The sequence below is a fragment of the Streptomyces flavofungini genome, assembly GCF_041028215.1.
GTDB classification, from domain to species: Bacteria; Actinomycetota; Actinomycetes; order Streptomycetales; family Streptomycetaceae; genus Streptomyces; species Streptomyces flavofungini_B.
In genome coordinates this window covers 1-1,249 of record NZ_JASKYR010001163.1, presented here as the reverse complement: position 1 = coordinate 1,249, position 1,249 = coordinate 1, and the positions used below count along the sequence as shown (strand labels likewise).

Here is a 1,249-nt window from a genome sequence, read left to right as displayed (position 1 = left end):
GTTCTCCGCCGCCGGGGGTGGCCCCCGCGGCGGCGGAGAACAGGTCGTCGATCCACTCCCAGAAGCGGTTCAGGGCGCGCTGGAGGAGGCTCGGATCGTTCTCGTGGTACCTCGGCTTGGACAGTTCTCGCTCGGCGGCTTCCCGTGCGGGATCACGCGGGATCGTCACCGGCGGATCGTCGCCGGACCGCGGCAGGAGCGGTGCCGCTCCGAACCGTATGAGCACTGCCCCCGCCGCGGTCACCGCATCAGCTCCCCGGGGTGCCGGGCGGGTTGGTCGCCTGCTCGGGGAGGCCGGCCGCGCGGGCGAGTTCGAGGTCGAGTGCCTCGCGGCGGATCCGCTGGTCGATGTAGAGGAGCACGGTGACGCCCGCCGTGATGGGGAAGGTCAGCATGGACCCGACCACCGAGCCGATGCCGCTCACGATGAGGAAGGTCCAGCCCAGGTCACCGGTGTTGTTGAGGAAGCCCGTGACGCCGTCGCCGCTGAGGGCTCCGGCGATGAAGGTGAACGGGATGAGGATGATCGACGCCACGATGTTGGCGATGATGGCGGCCAGCAGCTGGATGCCGAAGACGCGCCACCAGGAGCCGCGGACCAGCTTGACCGAGCGGGACAGGGACTTCTTCACGCCCTGCTTCTCCAGCATCAGCGCGGGAGAGGCGAGGGAGAAGCGGATCACGATCCAGACGGCGACGACGGTCGCGGCCAGACCACCGAGGACGGCGAGTGCGGCCCCGGCCTCGGAGGAGCCGAACGCGACGAGGACGCCGGGGAGCACGCCGACGGTGACGATGGCCGCGCCGATGAGCGGGATGAGCAGGGTGAGGCCGAAGAGCTTGGCCAGTTGGGGGCGCGAGTCGCGCCAGGCCTCGGCGGTGGTGACCGACTTGCCGAGCACCGCGCGGCTGGTGACCATCGTGAGCAGGGCCGTCGCGACGATGGTGCCGAGCAGGGTGATCACGAGGACCACGGCGGAGCTCAGCAGGGTGTCGCCCATGGCGCGGGTGAGTTCGCCGACGGTGGCGCTCGGGTCGTTGAGGGCCTCGGTGTCGGCGGTGTCGTTGAGGACGAAGCCCTGGAGGAGGACGACCACGATCTCGGTGAGGACCGCGACGGTCAGGGAGATGCCGAGGACCGTGCGCCAGTGGGCGCGCATGGTGGACACCGCGCCGTCGAGGATCTCGCCGACGCCGAGCGGGCGGAGCGGGATGACGCCGGCCTTGGCCGCGGGCGGGGGGCCCTGCC

Annotated in this window: 1 protein-coding gene and 1 pseudogene; both read right to left on the bottom strand. The window is 71.2% G+C overall.

Translation table 11 applies throughout. The annotated features are described in order from the left end of the window. A pseudogene (locus AB8Z36_RS39390) lies at positions 1-220 on the bottom strand (DUF4129 domain-containing protein); the annotation flags it as partial. A 28-nt stretch (positions 221-248) separates the two neighbouring features. Next, the coding region (locus AB8Z36_RS39385; protein ID WP_369218166.1) for a DUF7544 domain-containing protein at positions 249-1,249 on the bottom strand (1,001 nt) is incomplete at its 5' end.